The organism is Glycomyces sp. NPDC021274, assembly GCF_040641195.1.
GTDB lineage: Bacteria > Actinomycetota > Actinomycetes > Mycobacteriales > Micromonosporaceae > Glycomyces.
Genome location: NZ_JBFADC010000007.1, coordinates 46,116 through 60,732, shown reverse-complemented (window position 1 = coordinate 60,732; position 14,617 = coordinate 46,116). Strand labels below are relative to the sequence as shown.

The window sequence follows — 14,617 nt, the reverse complement described above, 5'->3', positions numbered from 1 at the left end:
CACAGGAGGGGTTCATCGTGGGGATGCAGGACAAGTTCAACGAAGCCAAGGACAAGCTCTCGGAGAACAAGGACGACATGAAAGACAAGGCCGAGGATCTGTACAACAAGGCCAAGGAATCGCCCATGGGCGATAAGATGGACGAATACGCCGACAAGGCGAAAGAGAAGGCGCAAGGCATGCGCGGCAAGATGAAGGGCGACCGCCCCGAGTAAGGGCGGGCCCTGACGCACGCGGCCTCGCGCCGCCGGTTCACGAAGAGCCACCAGCGCGAATCGGCGGGCGGACCTACCAGGTCCGCCCGCCGATTCGTGTGCTGTGCAGCCTCAGCGGCGCTTGCGCTTCTTCGCGCCGCCGGAGCGGTTGCCCCCGCCCGAGCCGCTCGAAGCCTTCTCAGGCTCCTCCAGCAGCTCCAGCGGGAGGTCGTCGCTCTTGGCGAGCACGAGCCGGTCGTCGTCCTCGTCGGGCTTCGCGGCCTTGCGGGCGGGCTTCTCGTCGTCGGTCCCGGCGCGCTTGCTGGCGACCTTCTGGTTGTGGCGGCGCACCACGGCGCCGCGCTCGGCCATGTCGACCACCCAGGGCGCGGCCAGGAAGATCGAGGAGTAGGCGCCCACGAGCATGCCGACGAACAGCACCAGCGCCAGGTCCTTCAGCGTGCCGACGCCGAGGAGGCCCACGCCGACGAACAGCAGGGCCGCCACCGGCAGGACACCGATGATGGACGTGTTGATCGAACGCATGAGCGTCTGGTTGATCGCGTCGTTGACGCCCTCGGCGAAGGTCTTGCTCCGCGTTTGGAGCAGCTGCGCCGTGTTCTCCTGGACCTTGTCGAACACCACCACCGTGTCGTACAGCGAGTAGCCGAGGATCGTCAGCATGCCGACGATGGTCGACGGCGTGATCTCGAAGCCGACCAGGGCGTAGACGCCCGCGGTCAGCACCAGGTCGTGGAGCAGCGCCGCGATGGCCGCGATGGCCATGCGCCGCTCGAACCGGATCCAGATGAACGCCGCCACCAGGACCAGGAAGACCGCGAGGGCGATCAGGGCCTGCCGCGAGACCGACTCGCCCCAGGTCGCCGAGACCTCGGAGACCGAGATGGCGTCGGCGCCGATCCCGGCCTCGGCCGCGATGGCGTCGCGGATGGAGGCGGCCTCGTCGGTGGAGAGCTCCCCGATGCGGACGATGTAGGACTGGTCCTCGCCCGAACCCACGACCTGGCCGGAGGCCACGTCGGCCCCGGCGGAGGCGGCCGCGCCCTCCACGTCCTCGAGGGACGCGGAGGTCTCACCGGCGGGGACGTTGTACTGGACGCCGCCGGCGAAGTCGATGCCGAGGACGAAGCCCTTGGTGAGCATGACGACCGCGAGGGCCGCGATGACCACGGCGGAGGCGATGTAGAACTTCTTGCGGTGCGCGACGAACTGGAAGTCCGTCTCGCCGCGGTACAGCCGGCTGAAGACGTTGAGGCGCTTCTCGCCGCGCTCGGTCTGCTTGTTGCTCATCGGATCTCCCTATGCCTTCGCGGCCGCATCGGCGGTGGCCGGGGTCGCTTTGGAGTGGAGCCCCGAGAGGTGGTGGTTGCTGAGGATCCTGCCGCGGGCCAGCCATTCGGCGATCGGGTGGGTGAACACGAACACGACCAGGAGGTCGACGAGCGTGGACAGGCCGAGCGTGAAGGCGAAGCCCCGGACCGGGCCGATGGCCAGGATGTACAGGACCACGGCGGAGATCATCGAGACGGCGCTGGCGGAGAGGATGGTGCGCCGCGAGCGGACCCAGGCGCGCGGCACGGCCGAGCGCACGGACCGGCCTCCGGCCATCTCCTCCTTGATCCGTTCGAAGTAGACGACGAACGAGTCGGCGGTGATGCCGACCGCGAGCACGAAGCCCGCGATGCCCGCGAGGGTCATGGTGAACCCGATCTGGGAGCCCAGGAGCGCCACGGTCGGATACAGGATCGCGGCCGCGACGACGAGGCTGCCGAGGACGACGAACCCGATCACGCGGTAGTAGGCGAAGCAGAAGACGACGACCAGGAGCAGACCGATGGCCATCGCGAACACGCCGGCCTCGAGCTGGTCGACGCCGAGGGTCGCGGTGACCTCGTTGACGGTCTCGACCACGAAGTTCGTGGGCAGCGAGCCGAAGTTGAGCTGGTCGGCCAGCTGGTTGGCCTCGGCCGCCGTGAAGTCGCCGGAGATCTGCGTCGAGTTCGACGAGACCTCCTGGATGGTCGGGGCGCTGACGACCTCGTTGTCGAGGACGATCGCGACCTGCGACTGCAGGTTCTGGGTGGTGAGGGCGCTCCACTTCTCGGCGCCTGCGGTGGAGAACTGCACGTTGACCACGAACTGGTTGAGGTTCGCCTGGTCGGTGCCGACGTCGGCGGAGGTGACGTCCGAGCCGAGCACGGTCGCGGGCTGCAGCAGGTACTTGTACTGGAAGGTCAGCGACGGGTCGTCGGCGGCGGCGGCCTCGGGAGCCGAGCACGCGGTGACCGGGTCCTCGGCCTTCTGGACCGAGCCGGGCGGACGCGAGTCGAGGGTCTCGCAGGTGATCTGCGGGATGTAGAACTGGGCCTCCGCCGGCAGGAAGGCGACCTCTTCGGGCTCGAGCGCGCCGAAGGGCTCCAGGATGGCGCTGGTGGCCTCGTCGGGGGCGGCGGTGAGCGCCTGCGCGGCCGCGGCCGCGTCGGGGCCGACCTTGGCCAGCACCTCCTCGAGCGAGGTGGCCACCTCGTCGGTGGTGGGCGCCTGGCCCGAACCGGCTTCGCTGGTGGCGTCCTCGCTGGGCGTCGCGGAGGCGTCCTCGGCGGGCGTCTCGGTGGTCTCGGCGGTGGGCTCCTCAGTGGCGCCGTCGGTGGGCTCCTCGGTCGGGGTCTCCTCGGTGAGCTGCTCTTCGAGCGCGGAGGTGTCGGCGACGGAGTTGGTGACGATGCGGAACCGGAGCTCGGCGGGGGCGCCGACGTCGCGCAGGGCCTGCTCGTCGATGTCGTCGCCGGCGACGTTCACGACGATGTTCTCGGCGCCCTCGACGTACACCTCGGGCTCGGAGACGCCGGTGGAGTTGACGCGGCCCTCGATGATCTGGCGGGCCTGCTCCATCGTCTCCGGCGAAGGGGGCTCATCGCTCCCCTGCTGGTAGGCCGACAGCGTCATCGACAGGCCGCCTTGCAGGTCGAGACCGAGCTTCGGCGTGGGGAACTTCCATCCGGAGCCCGCCAGCGCGGCGACCCACAGGATCGCGAGCACCAGGAACAGCGCCACGAAGTAGGGGGCGACTGGCAGGCGCTTGCGCTGGATCTTCTTCCGTGGGCGGTCAGCGCCCGTTACTGAAGCCAATGGTCGGTCTCTTCCTCAGAACTCGAATAGGGGCGGGCGCGAGGACGCCGCCGGCGCGCGGGGAGCGCGCCGCGGCTGTGCTCTCGCACACGTACCCTCGGCGGGCCTCATTCTAGGACGGGTGCCTCAAAGGCGGTGCAGGGCCCGGGGGTGGGGCCTAGTACTCCTTGCGGTCGGGCTTGCCCGCGTGCTTGTCCTTGTCGTCCTCGCCGGTGGCCTCGTCGGTCGCGCGGAGCTTGTCGAGGTCCTCGTCAGAGAGGGTGGCGTCCGCTTCGGCGATCTCCTCGGCGGGGGCCTCTTCGGTGGTCTCGGCGGTCTCGGCGGGGGTGATGACCTTGGCGATGGCCTGGCGGGCGAAGACCAGGAAGTTGTCGTCGCTGGCTTCGAGGGTGACGGTCTCGTCGTCGGAGTCGACGACGGTGCCGTAGAGGCCGCCGATGGTCATGACGCGGGCGCCGGGGGCGACGTTGGACTGCATGTCCTGCTGTTCCTTCTGCCGCTTCTTCTGCGGGCGGATCATCACGAAGTACATCAGCGCGATGAAGCCGACGATCATGATGAGGAAGGTGTAATTCTCCACGGTGGAGCCTTTCGTCGCGTTCGGTCACTGTTTCGGTAGGTGACGTGGGCGGAGTCTATCCCGATGGGCGTGACGGCCTGTCCCCGTGGCCCACCCTACGCGTCGCCTGATCCGAAGAGCCCTTCGGCGCTCGGGGGGTTGAGTCCCAGGTGGTGCCAGGCGGCGGCGGTGGCGACGCGGCCCCGAGGGGTGCGGGCGAGGAGTCCGGCGCGCACGAGGAACGGCTCGCAGACCTCTTCGACGGTGTCGGGCTGCTCCCCCACGGCGACGGCGATGGTCGTCAGGCCGACGGGGCCGCCGTTGAAGGTGCCGCAGAGGGCGCGGAGCACGGCGCGGTCGAGGCGGTCGAGGCCGAGCTCGTCGACGTCGTAGAGGGCGAGCGCGTCGGCGGCGACCTTGGCGGTGATGACGCCGTCGGCGCGCACCTGGGCGAAGTCGCGGACGCGCCGCAGGAGGCGGTTGGCGATGCGGGGGGTGCCGCGGGAGCGGCCGGCGATCTCGACGGCCCCGGCGGGGTCGATGGCCACGTCGAGGATCCCGGCGGAGCGGGTGACGATCGCTTCGAGTTCGGCGTCGTTGTAGAACTCGAGCTGGCCGAGGAAGCCGAAGCGGTCGCGCAGCGGCCCGGTGAGGAGCCCGGCGCGGGTGGTGGCGCCGACGAGGGTGAACGGCTCGAGTTCGAGCGGGATGGCGGTCGCGCCGGGGCCCTTGCCGACGATGACGTCGACGCGGAAGTCCTCCATGGCGGTGTAGAGGAGTTCTTCGGCGGGCCGGGCGATGCGGTGGATCTCGTCGATGAAGAGCACTTCGTTCGGGCCGAGGCTGGTGAGGATCGCGGCGAGGTCGCCGGAGCGCTCGATGGCCGGGCCGGAGGTCTGGCGCATGCCGACGCCGAGTTCGGCGGCGACGATCATGGCGAGGGTGGTCTTGCCGAGGCCGGGCGGGCCCGAGAGCAGGAGGTGGTCCGGTGAGGCGCCGCGGCGGCGGGCGCCTTCGAGGAGGAGGCTGATCTGCTCGCGGACGCGGGTCTGGCCGATGACGTCGTCGAGCTTGCCGGGGCGGATGCCCTCTTCGGCGAGGCGGTCGAGCTCGGTGGCCTCGGCGGCGGTGAGGGCCGCGGTCCATTCCTCTGCGGAGTAGTCGTCCGGTCGTTCCATCGCCTATCGCTTCCCGAGGAGGCGGATGGCCTGCTTGAGGAGCGAGGGCATGTCGGTGCCGTCCGCGCCTTCGGCGTCGAGCTTCTCGATGGCGGTCTCGGCCTCCTTGGCGGACCAGCCGAGGGCCTGGAGGCCTTGGCTGACTTGGGTTCTCCAGCCGCCGGGGCGGCTGCCGGACTGCTTGGGGACGCCGCCGAGGTCGACGGGGCCGATCTTGTCGGCGAGGTCGAGGACGATGCGCTCGGCGCTCTTCTGGCCCACGCCGGGGATGCGGGTGAGGGTCGCGGTGTCGCCGGTGGCGATCGCGCGGCGGATCGCGTCGGGCCGGAGCACTTCGACGGCGTCGCGGGCGATGCGCGGGCCGATCTTCTGGGCGTTCTGGAGCAGCTCGAACAGGTCGCGTTCCTCGGCGGTGTTGAAGCCGTGCAAGGTGATCGAGTCCTCGCGGACGATGGTGGAGATGGCGAGGACGGCCTGCGAGCCGACCTTGAGGTTGGCGAGGGTGTGGGCGCCGGCGTGGACGGCGTAGCCGACGCCTTGCACGTCGACTACGGCGTAGGACTCGCTGACGGAGGCGATGGTGCCGGTGAGCTGGGCGATCATCGGGCGCTCTCCTTCTTGACGGCCGCGGCGATCCGGGCCTTGACGCCGCCGCGCCACAGGTGGCAGATGGCGATGGCGAGGGCGTCGGCCGCGTCGGCGGGCCGGGGCGCCTCCTTGAGGCGCAGGATGCGGGTGACCATGCTGGTGACCTGGCGCTTGTCGGCGGTGCCGCTGCCGCACACCGCGGACTTCACTTCGGACGGCGTGTAGGTCGCGGTGGGCAGGGCGAGGCGGGCGCCGGCGAGGAGCGCGATGCCGGAGGCCTGCGCGGTGCCGATGACACTGGCCACATTGTGCTGGCTGAAGACGCGTTCGACGGCCACGGCCTCGGGCTGGTGCTCTTCGAGGTAGGCACGGAGGCCGTCGTCGAGTGCGAGGAGCCGTTCGGCAAGGGGCGCTTCAGGATCGGTGCGGACGACGCCGACGGCGATCATGGTGCCGGGTGCTCCGGGGCGGCCGTCGACGATGCCGACGCCGCACCGGGTCAGGCCCGGGTCGATCCCCATGACGCGCACGCGTTCCTCCTGTCGCTCGGTTCGCGTCAGCTTATCCGGCCGTACCGACGTTCGGTCCCAAGCACGTCCGCAGGGGCGCCGCCGACCGATCGCGCGCAGTCGGAAATCAGACCGGTGGCCTTGCCCATAAACCACTTGCCGGTCGGCTAGTAACGTGCTTGGCTGTTATGAGGCCGGACCGGTCGCGCCCGCCTCCCATCGGCGAGCAGTGCGGAGCGCGATCCCGGCTCCCCTGCTGTCCTTCTCCGCTCTGCGAACCTGTTGGGATCACTGTGTCTGCTGCTGCCTTCATGCCGCCCGTCGCCGCGACCGGACACTCACGACGCTTCATCGCCACGATGGTGTTCGTCCTCGGCGCGCTCTCGGCGACCGCGCCGATCGCGATCGACCTCTACCTCCCCGCGTTCCCGGCCATGGCCGACGCCCTCGGCTCCCCCGAGAGCCGCATCCAGCTCACCCTCACCTCGATGATGATCGGCATGGGCCTCGGCCAGGCCGTGATCGGCCCGCTCTCGGACCGGTTCGGACGGCGCAAGCCGCTGCTCATCGGCATGTCGGTCTTCACGCTCGCGTCGCTGCTGTGCGCGGTGGCGACCAGCGCCGACCTGCTCGTCGGCCTCCGCTTCCTCCAGGGCCTCTCCGGCGCGGCCGGCGTGGTCGTGGCCCGCGCCGTCATCCGCGACCACTTCTCCGGGGACGACATGACCCGGTTCACGGCGAAGATGATGTTCGTCACCATGCTCGCGCCGATGCTCGGCCCGATCGTCGGCGCTCAGCTCATCCGCTTCGGCCCCTGGCAGACCGTGTTCGTGTTCATGGCGGTCCTGTCCGCCCTGTCGACGTTCCTGGTGTGGAAGTTCCTCCCCGAGAGCCTGCCCGCGGAGGACCGCCGCACGATGACCGGCCGCGAGTTCGGCTCGGCCCTGGTGACGCTGGTCCGCGACGCCCACTTCATCGCGCCGACGATCGCGGTCCTGATGAACTTCTCGATGCTGTTCACCTACGTGTCGACGTTCAGCTTCATCTCGCAGGAGGAGCTCGGGGCCTCCCCCGGCTTCTTCTCGCTGCTGTTCGCCTTCGGCACGCTCGCGCTCCTGGCCGGCAACCAGCTCAACATGCTCCTGATCGACCGCTCCAAGTCGAGCAGCCGCATGATCGCGGGCATGGTCGTCTCGCTGGCCGGCGTCGCCTGGCTCGCGGGCGTGCAGTTCGCGGGCGCCGAGAACCTGTGGACGGTCCCGGCCGGGATCATCCTCATGATGTTCGGCTGCGGCGTGGTCTTCCCGAACGCGGGCGCCGCGGCGATGTCCTCGCAGCCGCCGCAGATCGCCGGCACCGCCTCCGCGTTCATGGGCTCGCTCCAGATGGCGGCCGGCGGGGTCCTGCCGGCGCTGGCCACGGTCGGCGGCGTGACGCTCGCGAGCATGACGCTGGGCATCGGCGTGTACGCACTGGCGACGGCCGCCGCGGTGGCGTGGACGATCGTGGTCTACCGCAAGAACCCGGTCCCCGGCATCGCTTAGACGGCAAGGCGAACGGGGCCCGGAGCATCCGCTCCGGGCCCCGTTCCACGTCTGCGCTACTCCGCGTCGAGCTGCGCGAAGACCTCGTCGCTGATGTCCGCGTTGGTCCACACGTTCTGGACCTCGTCGGAGTCCTCCAGGGCGTCGACCACGCGGAGCACCTTGCGGGCGCCCTCGACGTCGACCGCGATGTGCATGGAGGCCTGGAAGCCGGCCTCGGCCGAGTCGTAGTCGATCCCGGCCTCCTGGAGCGCGGTGCGCACCGCGACCAGGTCGGTGGGCTCGCACAGCACCTCGAAGCCGCCTTCGCCGAGGTCGTTGACCTCTTCGGCGCCCGCGTCGAGGACCGCCATGAGGATGTCGTCCTCGGTGAGCTTCTCGTCGGGCGAGACGATGATCGTGCCCTTGCGGGAGAACATGTAGCCGACCGAGCCCGCCTCGCCGAGGGAGCCGCCGTTGCGCGTCAGCGCCACGCGGACCTCGGCCGCGGCGCGGTTGCGGTTGTCGGTGAGGCACTCGATGAGCACCGCCACCCCGCCCGGTGCGTAGCCCTCGTACATGAGGGTCTCGTAGTCGACGCCGCCGCCGTCGAGGCCGCCGCCGCGCTTTACCGCGCGGTCGATGTTGTCGTTGGGGACCGAGCTCTTCTTGGCCTTCTGGATCGCGTCGAAGAGCGTCGGGTTGCCGGTCGGGTCAGGACCGCCGGTGCGCGCCGCGACCTCGATGTTCTTGATGAGCTTCGCGAAGATCTTGCCCCGCTTGGCGTCGATCGCGGCCTTCTTGTGCTTGGTCGTCGCCCACTTGGAGTGGCCACTCATACCGGCGTTCCTCGTTCCTACTACTCGACCGGTCCGGCGTCTGCGCCTCGGACCATATCCACGAAGTACTCGTGCACCCGCGCGTCGGAAGTCACCTCCGGGTGGAAGGAGGTGGCCAGGCAGGCGCCCGCACGTACGGCGACGATCCTACCGCCCTGCTCCCCACCGGGCCCTGCACCGCTGTCCACTCGGGCCAGGACCTCGACGCCCTCGCCGACCCGCTCGACCCACGGGGCGCGGATGAACACCGCCCGGAACGGGTCGCCCGCGATGCCCTCGATCGCGATCTCCGTCTCGAACGAGTCCACTTGGCGGCCGAACGCGTTGCGGCGCACCGTCATCGGGATCGCGCCGAAGGAGCGCTGGTCGGGGCGGCCGTCGAGCACCTCGTCGGCGAGCATGATCATGCCCGCGCACGACCCGAACACCGGCAGCCCCGAGTCGAGGCGCTTCTTGACGGGCTCGAACAGGTCGAAGATCTCCAGGAGCTTGCTCATCGTGGTCGACTCCCCGCCGGGGATCACCAGGCCCGCCACGTCGTCCAGCTCGGAGGCGCGGCGCACCGGCACAGCGCGGGCCCCGGCGGCCTCGAGCGCGCGCATGTGGTCGACGACGTCGCCTTGCAGGGCGAGCACACCGATCTGGGGCACAGCGGTCATCAGAGAACTCCAAAAGTCTCGCGTCTACGGGCGCCACAAGCGTAATTCGGGTTCCCTCCGGTGCCTACCTGCAGATCGTCCCTGTGACCGAAAGCGGCCTGAACTCGGCCGACAGGCGACGATCCGTTAAAGTCTGCGATCGAACGTGACGCACCCCTTCATGCCCGGGAGTAAGAACAAGATGGCCAAGACCTCGAAGCGCAACCCGATGCCCCGTGCCGTCCGGGCCGGACGCAACACCATGTGGATCGAAGCACTGATCGCCCTCGTCACCGGCGGCCTCATCGTGCTCCTGCACCACAAGGCGAACGACTTCGTGCCCCCGGCGGCCGTGCACGACGTCTACCGCGCCGCGGTGGGCCTCGGCGGCCTCGCGCTGTTCCTGGTCCTCGCCATCGCCCTGCTGCACTTCCAGTGGCGCATCCTGTGGATCCTGATCCTGCTCGTGCAGGCCGCCGCGGTCGTCGGCCTCGCCTGGCTGCTGTTCACCGGCGGGCTCTACTGGGCGCTGTGCATCGGCCTCGTCATCGTGCCGATTACGATCATGGGAACGCTTACCGAACGCTTCGCCCGACGCTGGTTCAACCACTAGGACGCCGCTCCGGCGGGCGACCCAGCCGCCACCGCTGAAAGGCCACATAATGCTTCCGCAACCGAACTTCGGCCGCGACAAGGGCCCGATAGAGCCCGCCAAGGACGAGCAGGGCGAGGACGAGATGCCCCGCAAGAAGCTCCTGCGGCTGCAGATCGCGATGTGGGTGCAGGTGGCGTCTGCCGTGCTCGCCGGCAACTTCCTGGCGATGGCCGCGATCAGCACCCGCTCCGCGAGCCTGGCCGAGGTCGAGGAGATGCACGAGAACCCCGACTTCCTGAGCCCGAGCGGCACGCCCCAGGGGGACTTCGACTACTTCCAGTCGACCGAATATCTGGCCGTGTACATGACGATCGCGGGCATCACGATCATCACCGCGATCGTCGCCGCCCTGTCCGCGATCCGGTTCAAGTCCCGCCTCAAGGTGGTCCGCTGGTCGGCGGTCGCCGCCACCGCGGTCCTCTTCGTCATCGGCATGCTCATGTCCCCCGGCGTCGGGATCATCGTCGCGCCGTGGGTGTTCGCCTCCGTGCTCGCCCTCTGGTGGCTCTTCTCCAGCGACATCCGCCACTGGCTGGACAAGTCCGCCAAGCGCGGCGCCGAGGACTAGCCGGTCGGCCCGTCCTCGCCGCCGTGCCGCTGGATGTAGTCGATGAAGGCCGCCCGCGCGAGCGGTTCGGCCGAGCCCCAGTCGCCCTTCGTGCCCTCCCGCCACATGCTCAGCAGGTCGTCGATCGCCACCCCGATCTCGGACACGTCCGGGTCGAGGTCCTCGGCTTCGAGCGCGGTCGGGGTGTGCCGGAACAGGTCGATGAAGAACCGCCAGTCGCGGCGCTCGCGCGCCAGCGCGAACGCGCGGTGCTGGAGGTCGGAGGTCGAGTACCGGTCGAGGTCGCTTGCGTCCATGGCTCCTAGCCTAGGGCCTGCGCCGCGGATCCGGGCGCGGCCGGGACAGGCCCTCACTCTCCGGTGCGGAGTGTCGAAGCGCGCTCGGGTGCGTCCCGCTCCTTAGGATCGGGCCATGAGAAAGCTCATCGTCGGCGCCTTCGCGGCCGCCGCATTCGTCGCCGCTGGTTCGGTTCCGGCCCAAGCGGCGTTCCAGCCGTACGAGCCGATCCCGGTCGATCCCGGCATCGGCGACGGTTCCGGCCCGCACAGCACGTTCGACATCAGCGTTACCGCCGGCGACGGCAGGACCGACTCGATCACCCTGTCGTGCCCGCAGGAGTGGAGCGAGCACCCGAACGCGGCCGCCGTGTGCGGCCAGCTCAAGGAGGCGCGCGGGCAGATCGGCGCGATCGCGCCCGCCGACGGCATGTGCACCAAGGAGTACGCGCCGGTGCGCGTGCTCGTGACCGGGCACTGGCACGGCGAAGGCCAGTTCTTCATGAAGCAGTACAGCAACCACTGCGAGGCGGTCTTCGCCACCGGCGGCAGCCTGCTCGACTTCTGATCGGACCGACGACAAGGGGCCCGGGCGATGACGCCCGGGCCCCCTTTCGCATTCGGGACTTACCAGCCGCGCTTGGCGAGCTTCTGGTCCTCGGCGAGGGTGTCGACGTTGATGCCGACCATGGCCTCGCCCAGGCCGCGGGATACCTCGGCGATGACCTTCGGGTCGTCGTGGAAGGCGGTGGCCTTGACGATGGCGGCGGCGCGCTTGGCCGGGTCGCCGGACTTGAAGATGCCGGAGCCGACGAACACGCCTTCGGCGCCGAGCTGCATCATCATGGCGGCGTCGGCCGGGGTGGCGATGCCGCCGGCGGTGAAGAGCACCACCGGGAGCTTGCCGAGCCGGGCCACTTCGGCGACGAGCTCGTACGGGGCGCGCAGTTCCTTCGCGGCGGCGTACAGCTCGGTGGAGTCGAGGGTGGTGAGGCGGCCGATGTCCTGGCGGATCTGTCGCATGTGGCGGGTGGCCTCGACGACGTTGCCGGTGCCGGCCTCGCCCTTGGAGCGGATCATCGCCGCGCCCTCGGAGATGCGGCGCAGGGCCTCGCCGAGGTTGGTCGCGCCGCACACGAACGGCACGTTGTACTGCCACTTGTCGATGTGGTTGGCCTCGTCGGCGGGGGTGAGGACCTCGGACTCGTCCACGTAGTCGACGCCGAGGGACTCCAGGACGGCCGCTTCGGTGAAGTGGCCGATGCGGGCCTTGGCCATGACGGGGATCGAGACGGCCTCGATGATGCCGTCGATCATGTCGGGGTCGGACATGCGCGAGACGCCGCCTTCGCGGCGGATGTCGGCGGGGACGCGCTCGAGCGCCATGACCGCGACGGCCCCGGCGTCCTCGGCGATCCGGGCCTGCTCGGGGGTGACGACGTCCATGATGACGCCGCCCTTGAGCATGTCGGCCATGCCGCGCTTGACGCGGGCGGTCCCGATCTCGGCCTCGGTCTTCTGGGTCTGTGACACGGTTCCCGGCTCCATCTGAGGTAGTCGCCAACTGCTGGGCAAATGTATGGCTCGCACGCTTCGCCATAAGGGGTGCTGACCTGGCCGATTCTACGCCGCGACCCGCCTCACAAGCCTGTTGATACAAAGGGGGTGATCGGGGCGTCTCAGTGCACCGGGTCCTCGATGTCCCAGTACTCCGGGCGGGGCAGGCGGTGGTGCAGGCGGAGCACGACGGACATCGGGAGGGAGCGCGAGGCGACGGCGTCGCGCACGAAGTCGGTGTGGATCTGGCGGGCGAGGGCGACGCGGCGGTTGGCGGCCTCGAGGTCGTCGGACCAGAGGGGGTTCGCGGCGAGTTCGCGCAGGGCGCGGGTGAGGTCGTTCTCGGCGTACTCGCGCAGTTCGCGCTGGCGCTGGGTGTCGGCGGGGACGGCGACGACGGAGAGGGCGAGGGCGACGACCTCTTCGAAGCCGGGGTTGCCGACGAACTTGAGGACGGTCTCGGCGCGGTCGTCGAGCTTGGCGAGGAGGGCGCCTTCGGCGGCGTGGGCGCGGCGGTGCAGGCGTTCGACGCGGGTGACCGTCCACGTCGCGTACGCGCCGACGACGGCCACGATCGCCACGAGCACCGCCAACCACCACATCGGGCTGATCTTACGGTGGAGCGCCCACCACCGGTGTTCCGGTGGCGGGCGGTGTGCGGGTTCGGTGCTTACATCTCGGCCCCTGCCGGCGGGGTCGTCGTCTCGCGGGTGCCGCGGACCTGCCAGGCGGCCATGAGGCCGAGGAGGAAGGTCAGGGCGCCGACGATGATGTTGTTCCAGGCGAGACTCGTCCCCGGGTCGGTGATGAGGACCCACGGCGAGACGGCGAGCCAGACGCCGATGGCGCACAGGCCCCAGCTCATGCCGTACATGCGCTCGGGGGCCACGGTGAATCCGAGCGCGAGCAGGCCGATCGCGATGCCCATGATCAGGTTGTGCGTCGCGAAGTCCGCCTGCGCGGCCGAGAATCCGACCACCCATGGGGAGATGATGCAGTACAGGCCGACGAGGAAGACGGGGGCGTCGATGAACGCCACGTCCCTCCGGCTGAGCATCTTGTCGTACCGGGCCCGCATCTCGTGGACGTCCGGGTGCGCTGTCATCGATTCGCCCCGGTGAGAGATTTCGGCCATCGAACTGCCCTCCGTGCGGTCCGCGCGCGTGCGGTTCCGGCACGGGATTACGCGGACCCTTCGCCTCATTATGGACCCGCTGCGCACGCAGAGTAAAGAGGTGATCACGTTCTTTGTAGGGTTCAGCGGCGCCGCTCGGTGCCCGCTTCGATGGCGGCGCGGTAGACCTCGAGGAGGCGCGCGGCGACCTCGGGCCAGTCGAAGCGCTTGACCCACTCGTTCGCACGCTCGACGTACGCCGTACGGAGTTGCTGGTCGTCGAGGAGGCGGCCGGCTTTCGCGGCGAGGTCGGCGCTGTCGCCGACGGCGAACAGCTCCCCTGCCCGGCCGTCGTCCAGGACCGAGCTGAACGCCTCGATGTCAGAGGCGAGGACGCAGGTCCCGGCGGCCATGGCCTCGGTGAGGATCATGCCGAAGGACTCGCCGCCGGTGTTGGGGGCGACGTAGAGGTCGACGCCCGCGAGCATGGAGGCCTTCTCCTCGTCGTCGACGGCGCCGAGGAAGCGGATGCGGCGGGCGATCGCGGGGTCGAGCCCGGCGACGGCAGCCTCGGGGTCGCCGCGGCCGACCACGAGCAGGTGCAGGTCGGGGCGTTCGGCGGCGAGCGACGCGAACGCGTCGCGCAGGATCGGGAAGCCTTTGCGGGGCTCGGAGTAGCGGCCCATGAAGCCGATCGTGGGGCCGTCGGGCTTGCCGAGGAGCGGAGCGGCCTTGCGGTAGAAGGCGACCGAGACGCCGTTGGGGATCTCGACGGCGCCGCCGCCGAGGTGCTCGACCTGGACCTTGCGGGCGTAGGGGCTCACGGCGATGCGCGCGGAGAGGCTCTCGAGCACCAGCTGCGCCATGTGCTTCCCGGCCGCGAGGATGCGCGAGCGGGTCATCGCGGTGTGGAACGTGGCGACGACCGGGCAGCGGGCGTTGAGCACCGCCAGGCACGCGAGGCTCGGAGTGAGCGGTTCGTGCACGTGGATGACGTCGAAGTCGCCTTCCGCGCACCACTTGCGCACGCGCGCGGCCGAGCGGGGCCCGAACGCGAGCCGCGCGATCGACCCGTTGTAGGGCACCGCCACGGCCTTGCCGCCGGGGACCACGAAGTCGGGCAGGTTCGCGGTCTCGGTGGCGGGGGCGAGGACCGACACGTCGTGCCCGGCGTCGATGAGGGTCTCGGCGAGGTCGCGGATGTGGAACTGGACCCCGCCGGGGACGTCGAAGGAGTACGGGCTGACGATCCCGATCCGCAGGTCCCCCA

18 protein-coding genes are annotated in these 14,617 nt (G+C 69.9%); 5 read left to right on the top strand and 13 right to left on the bottom strand.

Features of this window, described 5'->3' with window-relative positions; all coding sequences use genetic code 11:
* Nucleotides 1-17 precede the first annotated feature (17 nt).
* A complete protein-coding gene (locus AB0I03_RS16765; protein WP_360413275.1) occupies nt 18-215 on the top strand; it encodes a YtxH domain-containing protein in 198 nt (65 codons plus the stop codon).
* A 111-nt stretch (nt 216-326) separates the two neighbouring features.
* On the opposite strand, the gene secF is transcribed toward AB0I03_RS16765, so the two are convergent.
* From secF to ruvC, 6 genes are all read right to left on the bottom strand, one after another.
* Entirely contained in the window at nt 327-1,505 is a 1,179-nt protein-coding gene (gene secF, locus AB0I03_RS16760; protein WP_360413272.1) for a protein translocase subunit SecF, read from the bottom strand.
* Nucleotides 1,506-1,514: 9 nt separating this feature from the next.
* Nucleotides 1,515-3,344 carry a protein translocase subunit SecD gene (secD, locus tag AB0I03_RS16755; RefSeq protein ID WP_360413269.1) on the bottom strand — a complete coding sequence of 610 codons (1,830 nt, stop codon included), beginning with the start codon at nt 3,342-3,344 and terminating at the stop codon, nt 1,515-1,517.
* 157 nt (nt 3,345-3,501) lie between these two features.
* Nucleotides 3,502-3,924, bottom strand: coding sequence for a preprotein translocase subunit YajC (yajC, locus tag AB0I03_RS16750; RefSeq protein WP_360413266.1), 423 nt, complete (start codon nt 3,922-3,924; stop codon nt 3,502-3,504).
* A 95-nt stretch (nt 3,925-4,019) separates the two neighbouring features.
* Nucleotides 4,020-5,081, bottom strand: a complete 1,062-nt coding sequence (gene ruvB, locus AB0I03_RS16745; RefSeq protein WP_360413263.1) for a Holliday junction branch migration DNA helicase RuvB — start codon at nt 5,079-5,081, stop codon at nt 4,020-4,022.
* Nucleotides 5,082-5,084: 3 nt separating this feature from the next.
* Nucleotides 5,085-5,684 carry a Holliday junction branch migration protein RuvA gene (ruvA, locus tag AB0I03_RS16740; protein WP_360413260.1) on the bottom strand — a complete coding sequence of 200 codons (600 nt, stop codon included), beginning with the start codon at nt 5,682-5,684 and terminating at the stop codon, nt 5,085-5,087.
* A complete protein-coding gene (ruvC, locus tag AB0I03_RS16735; RefSeq protein ID WP_360413257.1) occupies nt 5,681-6,199 on the bottom strand; it encodes a crossover junction endodeoxyribonuclease RuvC in 519 nt (172 codons plus the stop codon). Before ruvC ends, ruvA begins: the two co-directional genes overlap by 4 nt.
* 272 nt (nt 6,200-6,471) lie before the next feature.
* On the opposite strand from ruvC, the gene AB0I03_RS16730 reads away from it, so the two are divergent.
* Nucleotides 6,472-7,722 carry a multidrug effflux MFS transporter gene (locus tag AB0I03_RS16730; RefSeq protein ID WP_360413254.1) on the top strand — a complete coding sequence of 417 codons (1,251 nt, stop codon included), beginning with the start codon at nt 6,472-6,474 and terminating at the stop codon, nt 7,720-7,722.
* A gap of 56 nt (nt 7,723-7,778) precedes the next feature.
* Here the strand turns inward: AB0I03_RS16730 and AB0I03_RS16725 are convergent, their stop codons facing one another.
* Both AB0I03_RS16725 and pdxT read right to left on the bottom strand, forming a co-directional pair.
* Nucleotides 7,779-8,540 carry a YebC/PmpR family DNA-binding transcriptional regulator gene (locus tag AB0I03_RS16725; RefSeq protein ID WP_360413251.1) on the bottom strand — a complete coding sequence of 254 codons (762 nt, stop codon included), beginning with the start codon at nt 8,538-8,540 and terminating at the stop codon, nt 7,779-7,781.
* A 20-nt stretch (nt 8,541-8,560) separates the two neighbouring features.
* A complete protein-coding gene (gene pdxT, locus AB0I03_RS16720; RefSeq protein ID WP_360413248.1) occupies nt 8,561-9,199 on the bottom strand; it encodes a pyridoxal 5'-phosphate synthase glutaminase subunit PdxT in 639 nt (212 codons plus the stop codon).
* Between the two features lie 160 nt (nt 9,200-9,359).
* Here pdxT and AB0I03_RS16715 point away from each other — a divergent pair, with 160 nt between their 5' ends.
* Nucleotides 9,360-9,791 (top strand): hypothetical protein, encoded by a 432-nt coding sequence (locus tag AB0I03_RS16715; protein WP_360413245.1) that lies wholly within the window; start codon nt 9,360-9,362, stop codon nt 9,789-9,791.
* A 49-nt stretch (nt 9,792-9,840) separates the two neighbouring features.
* Nucleotides 9,841-10,401 carry a hypothetical protein gene (locus tag AB0I03_RS16710; RefSeq protein WP_360413242.1) on the top strand — a complete coding sequence of 187 codons (561 nt, stop codon included), beginning with the start codon at nt 9,841-9,843 and terminating at the stop codon, nt 10,399-10,401.
* On the opposite strand, the gene AB0I03_RS16705 is transcribed toward AB0I03_RS16710, so the two are convergent.
* The gene (locus AB0I03_RS16705; protein WP_360413239.1) at nt 10,398-10,697 is read right to left on the bottom strand and encodes a hypothetical protein; all 300 of its coding nucleotides are present in this window, start codon (nt 10,695-10,697) and stop codon (nt 10,398-10,400) included. The genes AB0I03_RS16710 and AB0I03_RS16705 overlap by 4 nt on opposite strands.
* A gap of 115 nt (nt 10,698-10,812) precedes the next feature.
* Here AB0I03_RS16705 and AB0I03_RS16700 point away from each other — a divergent pair, with 115 nt between their 5' ends.
* Entirely contained in the window at nt 10,813-11,244 is a 432-nt protein-coding gene (locus AB0I03_RS16700; RefSeq protein WP_360413236.1) for an SSI family serine proteinase inhibitor, read from the top strand.
* Between the two features lie 59 nt (nt 11,245-11,303).
* On the opposite strand, the gene pdxS is transcribed toward AB0I03_RS16700, so the two are convergent.
* The 4 genes from pdxS to AB0I03_RS16680 all read right to left on the bottom strand — a co-directional run bounded on the left by pdxS (nt 11,304) and on the right by AB0I03_RS16680 (nt 14,609).
* Entirely contained in the window at nt 11,304-12,224 is a 921-nt protein-coding gene (pdxS, locus tag AB0I03_RS16695) for a pyridoxal 5'-phosphate synthase lyase subunit PdxS (protein ID WP_360413233.1), read from the bottom strand.
* Nucleotides 12,225-12,355: 131 nt separating this feature from the next.
* A complete protein-coding gene (locus AB0I03_RS16690) occupies nt 12,356-12,835 on the bottom strand; it encodes a hypothetical protein (RefSeq protein WP_360413230.1) in 480 nt (159 codons plus the stop codon).
* A 68-nt stretch (nt 12,836-12,903) separates the two neighbouring features.
* Nucleotides 12,904-13,338 carry an SPW repeat protein gene (locus tag AB0I03_RS16685; RefSeq protein ID WP_360413227.1) on the bottom strand — a complete coding sequence of 145 codons (435 nt, stop codon included), beginning with the start codon at nt 13,336-13,338 and terminating at the stop codon, nt 12,904-12,906.
* Between the two features lie 152 nt (nt 13,339-13,490).
* Nucleotides 13,491-14,609, bottom strand: a complete 1,119-nt coding sequence (locus AB0I03_RS16680) for a glycosyltransferase family 4 protein (RefSeq protein WP_360413892.1) — start codon at nt 14,607-14,609, stop codon at nt 13,491-13,493.
* Nucleotides 14,610-14,617: the final 8 nt, after the last annotated feature.

What these genes read in the sequence shown, in the direction of transcription:
- AB0I03_RS16690 (WP_360413230.1), bottom strand. Translation starts at nt 12,835, where the DNA reads ATGTGGTGGTTGGCGGTGCTCGTGGCGATCGTGGCCGTCGTCGGCGCG.
- AB0I03_RS16700 (WP_360413236.1), top strand. Translation starts at nt 10,813, where the DNA reads ATGAGAAAGCTCATCGTCGGCGCCTTCGCGGCCGCCGCATTCGTCGCC.
- AB0I03_RS16685 (WP_360413227.1), bottom strand. Translation starts at nt 13,338, where the DNA reads ATGACAGCGCACCCGGACGTCCACGAGATGCGGGCCCGGTACGACAAG.
- ruvA (WP_360413260.1), bottom strand. Translation starts at nt 5,684, where the DNA reads ATGATCGCCCAGCTCACCGGCACCATCGCCTCCGTCAGCGAGTCCTAC.
- secF (WP_360413272.1), bottom strand. Translation starts at nt 1,505, where the DNA reads ATGAGCAACAAGCAGACCGAGCGCGGCGAGAAGCGCCTCAACGTCTTC.
- pdxS (WP_360413233.1), bottom strand. Translation starts at nt 12,224, where the DNA reads ATGGAGCCGGGAACCGTGTCACAGACCCAGAAGACCGAGGCCGAGATC.
- AB0I03_RS16705 (WP_360413239.1), bottom strand. Translation starts at nt 10,697, where the DNA reads ATGGACGCAAGCGACCTCGACCGGTACTCGACCTCCGACCTCCAGCAC.
- ruvB (WP_360413263.1), bottom strand. Translation starts at nt 5,081, where the DNA reads ATGGAACGACCGGACGACTACTCCGCAGAGGAATGGACCGCGGCCCTC.
- AB0I03_RS16715 (WP_360413245.1), top strand. Translation starts at nt 9,360, where the DNA reads ATGCCCGGGAGTAAGAACAAGATGGCCAAGACCTCGAAGCGCAACCCG.
- AB0I03_RS16725 (WP_360413251.1), bottom strand. Translation starts at nt 8,540, where the DNA reads ATGAGTGGCCACTCCAAGTGGGCGACGACCAAGCACAAGAAGGCCGCG.
- AB0I03_RS16710 (WP_360413242.1), top strand. Translation starts at nt 9,841, where the DNA reads ATGCTTCCGCAACCGAACTTCGGCCGCGACAAGGGCCCGATAGAGCCC.
- pdxT (WP_360413248.1), bottom strand. Translation starts at nt 9,199, where the DNA reads ATGACCGCTGTGCCCCAGATCGGTGTGCTCGCCCTGCAAGGCGACGTC.